The sequence below is a fragment of the uncultured Jannaschia sp. genome (assembly GCF_947494025.1).
GTDB lineage: Bacteria > Pseudomonadota > Alphaproteobacteria > Rhodobacterales > Rhodobacteraceae > Jannaschia.
Genome location: NZ_CANLTQ010000064.1, coordinates 1 through 5,576 on the forward strand (window position 1 = coordinate 1; position 5,576 = coordinate 5,576).

3 protein-coding genes are annotated in these 5,576 nt (G+C 61.2%); 1 reads left to right on the forward strand and 2 read right to left on the reverse strand.

Annotation, left to right across the window (positions count from 1 at the left end; genetic code table 11):
- Positions 1 to 995 precede the first annotated feature (995 nt).
- Both Q1B08_RS20700 and Q1B08_RS20705 read right to left on the reverse strand, forming a co-directional pair.
- A complete protein-coding gene (locus Q1B08_RS20700; RefSeq protein ID WP_299823062.1) occupies positions 996 to 1,670 on the reverse strand; it encodes a hypothetical protein in 675 nt (224 codons plus the stop codon).
- On the reverse strand, positions 1,651 to 2,376 hold the full coding sequence (locus tag Q1B08_RS20705) for a hypothetical protein (RefSeq protein ID WP_299823065.1): 726 nt from the start codon (positions 2,374 to 2,376) through the stop codon (positions 1,651 to 1,653). Before Q1B08_RS20705 ends, Q1B08_RS20700 begins: the two co-directional genes overlap by 20 nt.
- A gap of 1,752 nt (positions 2,377 to 4,128) precedes the next feature.
- Between Q1B08_RS20705 and Q1B08_RS20710 the strand changes: the two genes are divergently transcribed.
- On the forward strand, positions 4,129 to 4,938 hold the full coding sequence (locus tag Q1B08_RS20710) for a hypothetical protein (protein ID WP_299823068.1): 810 nt from the start codon (positions 4,129 to 4,131) through the stop codon (positions 4,936 to 4,938).
- Positions 4,939 to 5,576: the final 638 nt, after the last annotated feature.

A 5,576-nucleotide genomic window follows, 5' to 3' on the forward strand; every position in this document is an offset into this window, starting at 1 on the left:
CGCTTGCCGGGCGTCGAGAGATCGCCGCCCAAGCGCACGGACGAACCGGCCCGACCCTCATTCTCGCATCGAGCGGGGGACGATGCTCCCGCCCTCGCTCCGAGGGAGCCGCGCCTGCCGTGGCGCACTCCGCTCCGCTGCGCGCTGCGCTTGCCGTCCCGGCCGATCCGCCAAGGCAGACCGGCAGGACGAGGCGCACGATACCCGCCTAGGGACATGCTCGCTGCGCTGTGCGTATCCCTGGGCTGATCGTGACGCAGGCTCCGCTGCGCTGCGCGCTTCGCTTGCCGGGCGTCGAGAGATCGCCGCCCAAGCGCACGGACGAACCGGCCCGACCCTCATTCTCGCATCGAGCGGGGGACGATGCTCCCGCCCTCGCTCCGAGGGAGCCGCGCCTGCCGTGGCGCACTCCGCTCCGCTGCGCGCTGCGCTTGCCGTCCCGGCCGATCCGCCAAGGCAGACCGGCAGGACGAGGCGCACGATACCCGCCTAGGGACATGCTCGCTGCGCTGTGCGTATCCCTGGGCTGATCGTGACGCAGGCTCCGCTGCGCTGCGCGCTTCGCTTGCCATCGCCGGAAGATTCGAGCGGGAGCCACCCTAGGCAGGGTCAGCTAAGGACGGTTTTGCGCGGTGCGTTGCACACGAATGGCCAATGTCCATGCAATCGACCTTGCACCCTTTTACCCGGGTGAGGGCACCGCCCGATGATCCGGCGTTTTAACCTAGTGCCCGGCCCGTCTATCCGTGGGGCGCGGCGCTCCTGCTCGTCGCTTCTCCCGCGCTGTTCCGGGCCGTGTCACTAGGTTGGTATTGTATCAAGACGGGGTATCGCTCCGCGACACCCCTTCCCCGTTGGGGATATTTAGGGAAATCCTAATATCCCGTTAAAGGGGAAGGGGTGTCGCGGAGCGTTCTTCGCTTCGCTGCGCGCTTCGCTTGCGGCGCGCCCGCCAGAGGCGGGGGCTATGAAGTACCTTAAACGCATTGTGTAGCCTAAGCCGGCCGTTGCGGTAGGTCCGGCCACTGGCCGTCCTTTGCGTGTTCCGGCAGCTCGGCGACAAGCTCGTCCGCAAACGCTTCGACCTCTGTCTTGGCGAGGCCGGAAGTGTCTGACGCATCATAGACCCGCTCGCGGACATAAGCACGAACCTCGCTGGCCTTCGGCGTTATGCAGATCGACTTCCAGTCATCGCATGGCCCGGCCAACAGCTTCCCGCTCGGTATCCATTGCAGCCGATACTCGGCACCAGTCGGATCGACTACCAAGCGTAGCGAGCCGCGCCTGCTAATGACACGCCCATAGTCATGGCGCCGGTAATCGTTCGCATGGAAACGCCCGATCATTTCGGCGCGGCGCGCATGAAAGTCGGGAGCCGCTTCAGCAGGATTGTCGGGCAGACCCTTACAGGCGCGGGCCAGCCCGCGAACCTTCGAGCCGAACCGCTCGTGCAACTTGGACAGCGAGCGAGGCGGGGGGCCGGGTGGAGCCACCCAGATTTCGCAGCCTTCCGCGAAGCCGCGCTGCTGTAGAAGGTAGCGCGTCCCGTCCATGTTGACGGCGAGCCGCCAATCGGGGCCGACCGGGCGCAGAACGCCCTCATAGTCCGGGTCGCTTGTACGCGCCGCGGCGCTGAAGGGTTCGCGAGGATCAGGCATGGCGTTGTCCATTCCCTGCCTCTTGTGACCGCAACGCCAGGCACAACGCTTCGGCTTCTGGCGAACCCGGCTCGATCAAGGTCGCGCCGCCGTCAAGTGTTAACGAATGGCCTGACAGGATGCGGGATCGCTGGAATTGGGTTAGGCCCGACACGTCGGGCATGCCGTACCCACCACTCGATCGCGCGGCGGCAAGAGGCTTGCGAACGCATGCGCGCGCCGCCGCCGCGCTCTTTTCTTTTCTCTCTCTTAAAAGTGCGCCTGATTTCTCGTCCCTGCAGGAACGGTTCGCCGCCGCTGCAGGGGCGGGTTTTCCACCCGACGGCTTTTCAGGCGCACGGGAGCTACAGGCCCCCTTTTCTCCATCCGCCTGACTTTCAGTCGGACGGGGCACTAAGCCTTCAGAGCGCTCCGCTAGATCGAAGGAGAAGGGATCGAGCTCGAGCGTCCGAGTAACGATCCGATTAGAAGCGTCGCGCACGACTACCCACTTCAGGAAGCCAGCGGCTTCGAGTTCCGCGAACGCCTTGCGGCGCGCATCCCGGCCGATACCGAGCATACTCTCGATTTCAGCGACGTAGGGCATCGCCCGGTTGCGAAGCGATAGAAGATAGCAGGCGACCCCCTTTGCCGCGAAGGAGAGGTCGGAGCGCCACAGCGCATCGGGCACCATCGAAAAATCCCGCTGAAGCGGGTTGGAGATAAGAACACGCGTCATTTCAGCCTTTCTGACGACGCCTCGCGCCGCCCTATTGAGAACATGCCGGTGATCAGCCGGTGCGTGAGGTTAGGGGCATTGCCGGGAGCGGGACAACGGCCTACCTTGGCAGAGCCTTCGCGAGAACGTGGGAAGGGGCGTGGAGACGCGCACCGCAAATTGATCGGGACGCCCGCTCTCTTCGGAGGCGGGCGTTTCGCTTTGCGGGACAGGCGAGCCTGTTCGCGTCACTAAAGACATATGCGAAGTTCACCGCGCAAAGCCGGCTGGAAGCTTGTTCGCTATGCTGCGCGTGGCTCGTTTGATCGTGACGCGAAACCGAAGCTCTTAGCCTGATGCGGCATTTTGACGCGGTAGGAAGGGGGCTCGCCTAGGGACATGCTCGCTGCGCTGCGCGTGTCCCTGGGCTGGTCGTGGCGCGGGCTCCGCTGCGCTGCGCGCTTCGCTTGCCGGGCATCGGGGGATCGCCACCCGAGCGCACGGGCGAACCGGCCCGGCCCTCATTCTCACGTCGAGCGGGGGACGATACCCCCGCCCTCGCTCCGACGGGGCCGCGCCTGCCGTGGCGCACTCCGCTCCGCTGCGCGCTACGCTTGCCGTCCCGGCCGATCCACCAAGGCAGACCGGCAGGACGAGGCGCACGATACCCGCCTAGGGACATGCTCGCTGCGCTGCGCGTGTCCCTGGGCTGATCGTGACATAGCAAGAAGGGTGCGCGCTTCGCCGTTGCCTTGCCGTTGACGCGCTACGCGCGGCCCGCTTGCGGGCTGGCTGTGGCCATCAACGGACGAGAGGACGGCGCTTGTTGCAGCGTCTTTTTCTGCCGGGATGAAGAGAGGAGCCGTTCGCGAAGGGCTCGCTCCCCTTCGGCTCGCGTGCCTGTGGAGCGGTAAGAATGGCTCTGCCTAGCGGACCCATCTCGCTCGTGAACTGCAACGGCAGTCCGGACAACACCGTGCGACAGGCGACACAAAGGCACGCATTTGCCAGCCGGCCGCGACCCTTCTAGGGAGGTTCCACCCCCGGAGAAGGATCGCCATCATCGACACCGCGCACACTTCTGCACACCTATCACCAGCAGGCGCTGCACAGGTTGCGGGCGTCTCACGTTGGACGATCATGCGGGCTATAAATAGCCATGAACTGAGGGCCCGTCGCGACAACCGAAACCGCTGGAAGATCGACCCCGACGAACTGACAAAGTGGAGGTCACACAGTGTGCGCACACAGCCTGTTGCACACCCTGACGACAGTGCTGATTTGAAAGCGGCGCTAGCGCGAGAGACCGTGCGAGCAGACGCCGCCGAGCGGGCGCGGGATCAGGCTGAAGCATCGCGCGATCAATGGCGGCAGATGGCAGAAACGCTCGCCGCTCGCCCACGCTTCCGCTGGCCGTGGCATCGTTGAAGCGCAGTCATGGGATCTGCGGTTACCGTCTTATCTGACTAGGTCCGCGCCATAGATCTGCTGTAACCGCTGCGCCGTCAGTTTCCGACTAAGAGGTTGCCTCTGCCCCAGTAAAAGGTGGCGGAAGTGGCCTTTCGTTGCGACGTATATGACGTCAGCGATGCGGGACTAGTGAACCTTCGCTTTGCTTGCGCCAATGTCTGGTATTAGATCAGGTCGAGAACCCATAGGCTAGAGTGTGCTAGTTTAGCTTTATTAATTAATATACTGGTTTTACCATTGGTAATACGAATTAAATAAGTTCAGACCTATTTAATAAAGTTTTAAGTAAAGGATTAGCTCGTCATGCCCGTTGTTCCTCTTGGAGAGTTGCTTACCGAGACGCCCTTATATGCGCCAATGGAGATTAAGGATGAAGACAAAAGCCTGATGATAAATCTTAGACGTGATAATATCCAGGTTGATTGCTTCTGTCTTCGCTGTGAAAGAGAAACAGTTTATAAGACCATGCGAATTATTGGAAGTGGCGCAGGACGGCCAACACCACCAAAAGATTGGATGTTTCGCAATGGATACATATCACCCGAACTGTTTTGCGCTAGGTGCGGTTACGCTATCGTAACGGAATTTTCCGTTCGTGACCGTATCCTAACTAAATGGGGCCAGTTACCCTCTGTCGCCGACCTATCAGGCGCTGAATTAAGAACTTTTAGGAATGTTCTATCCAGAAACGACTATTCAGAATTAAACAGGGCCGTTGGTCTAATAAGCCACGGAGTAGGGATCGGTTCATTCGTCTACTTGCGGCGTATTTTCGAGAGACTTGTATCTAAATATGCAACGGAAGCACGGGAAAGAGGAATGCTTAGCGAAGAATTCGACACGCTACGAATGGGAGAAAAAATAGACTCTCTCAAGGACTTTTTGCCCCGTGCCGTCTATGAGTATCGCGATGCATACTCTATTCTTAGCCGTGGCATTCACGAATTATCAGAGAATGATTGCACGGCGGCATACCCAATAATTTTTGCGGCGGTTCGCTTGATGCTTGAAGAAGAAGTACACAAAAGGGAACGTGAAAAAGCCGAAGCTGATCTTAAGAAGCAATTTCAAGCTATCAAGTCAGGCTTAAGTGACGTTAAGCGAGGCAGCTAAGCCACTTAGATTTTAAGGTAATGCTTTTAACTATATAAATCAAACGATTGTTGTCTTGATATACAGCTGTACGGCTGAAAACGGACATTCGTGCGATGTGCAATATCCGTGATTTTGGGTTCGATGCCGCCAGTCGCTGCGCGCTGCGCTTGCCGTCCCGGCCGATCCGCCAAGGCAGACCGGCAGGACGAGGCGCACGATACCCGCCTAGGGACATGCTCGCTGCGCTGTGCGTGTCCCTGGGCTGATCGTGACGCAGGCTCCGCTCTGCTGCGCGCTCCGCTTGCCGGGCGTCGAGAGATCGCCGCCCAAGCGCACGGACGAACCGGCCCGACCCTCATTCTCGCATCGAGCGGGGGACGATGCTCCCGCCCTCGCTCCGAGGGAGCCGCGCCTGCCGTGGCGCACTCCGCTCCGCTGCGCGCTGCGCTTGCCGTCCCGGCCGATCCGCCAAGGCAGACCGGCAGGACGAGGCGCACGATACCCGCCTAGGGACATGCTCGCTGCGCTGTGCGTGTCCCTGGGCTGATCGTGACGCAGGCTCCGCTCTGCTGCGCGCTCCGCTTGCCGGGCGTCGAGAGATCGCCGCCCAAGCGCACGGACGAACCGGCCCGACCCTCATTCTCGCATCGAGCGGG